The following is a 1,281-nucleotide window of genomic DNA, read 5'->3' as shown; positions in this document are numbered from 1 at the left end:
CTAAATGTCTTAGCGAAATCTAACTGTGAAATAAAACCTACACAAAACGCCTATCAAAAACTCCAAATTGATGAGTTTTGGACCTATGTAGGTCATAAGAAAAACAAAATCTGGTTAATTTATGCTTATGATCCAGATAGTGGTGAGATATGGCTTTTGTATGGGGGAAACGCAATCTAAAGACAGCTAAACAACTGAGAGCTAAACTTGAGGCATTAGGAATTAGTTTTGGTTGTATAGTCAATTAAATCCAGAATAGGACAAAAGAGCATCCCAAAAGACATCAAAATTAGATAAAACTTTACGTAAATACTTTTTAAGATTGCCCCACTGCTTTTCGATTAGATTTAACTCTGGCGAATAAGGTGATAAAGGCAAAACAACGTGACCAAATTTTTCGGCTAACGCTTTTAGAACCTTCATTCGATGAAATCGAGCATTATCCATAATAATCACTGATTTATAGTAAAATCACTTATAATCCAATCTATCCAAAGCAGATATAAAGAACAACTTGTAGTAGAATTATTGGTAGTTGTTTGAAAAGTATGCTAAACATACTCTTACAAAAAATACTTCTTTTAATATATTGATATTTAAATATTTAACTGCGATTAGATTAGATAATATTCCAGCATACTTTTCAAACCACTACCGAATTATTAAAAACAAACTGAGCATATCCTATGACCTACTGTCGCCAATTCCGACAGAAAATTCTTAACGATATTGCTAATGGAGAAACTTGGCGCGCTGTTGCAAAGCGCTACAAGATCAGCAAATTCACCGTCTATAGCTGGATTAAAAATCCCCATCCTAAAGGCTTTACTGAGCGTAAGCCCTCAAAGATTGATGATGAAGCCTTGCTTAAGGATATTGAGCAGTATCCCGATGATTACCAATGGGAAAGCGCTAGACGTTTTAATTGCTCGCAATCAGCGATTTGTTATGCTCTAAAGCGACTAAAGATAACGCATAAAAAAAGATTAACCAACATCCAAAAGCCGACACAGAGAAAAGAGAGCACTTTCAAGAACAAATAGTAGATAAGACCGCTCAAGACAAACCGATAGTCTATCTTGATGAATGTGGTTTTAAAGCCTTTGCTCATAGACCTTATGGCTACAGCACAAAAGGACAAGTTTGTCATGGAAGTGATAACGTGGCATTTAAAGAACCAGAGCAATGCGATTGGAGCCATTATCAATGGAGAATTGTTTGCCTTACGCTTATATGATGGTTCTATTAACAGCGATATTTTCTCTCATTGGGTGAGAGAAG

1 protein-coding gene and 2 pseudogenes are annotated in these 1,281 nt (G+C 35.5%); 2 read left to right on the top strand and 1 reads right to left on the bottom strand.

The features are described from left to right. Positions 1 to 227, top strand: a pseudogene (locus A5N85_RS16340) (IS1 family transposase); the annotation flags it as partial. A 13-nt stretch (positions 228 to 240) separates the two neighbouring features. On the opposite strand, the pseudogene A5N85_RS14190 reads toward A5N85_RS16340, so the two are convergent. Continuing rightward, positions 241 to 459 (bottom strand): annotated as a pseudogene (locus A5N85_RS14190) (IS630 family transposase); the annotation flags it as partial. Positions 460 to 686: 227 nt separating this feature from the next. Here A5N85_RS14190 and A5N85_RS14185 point away from each other — a divergent pair. After that, positions 687 to 1,043, top strand: coding sequence for an IS630 transposase-related protein (locus A5N85_RS14185; protein ID WP_072575885.1), 357 nt, complete (start codon positions 687 to 689; stop codon positions 1,041 to 1,043). Positions 1,044 to 1,281: the final 238 nt, after the last annotated feature.

It is taken from the genome of Suttonella ornithocola, from assembly GCF_001889065.1.
In the GTDB taxonomy this organism is placed as follows: domain Bacteria; phylum Pseudomonadota; class Gammaproteobacteria; order Cardiobacteriales; family Cardiobacteriaceae; genus Suttonella_A; species Suttonella_A ornithocola.
This window is presented reverse-complemented; position numbering and strand designations above follow the sequence as displayed.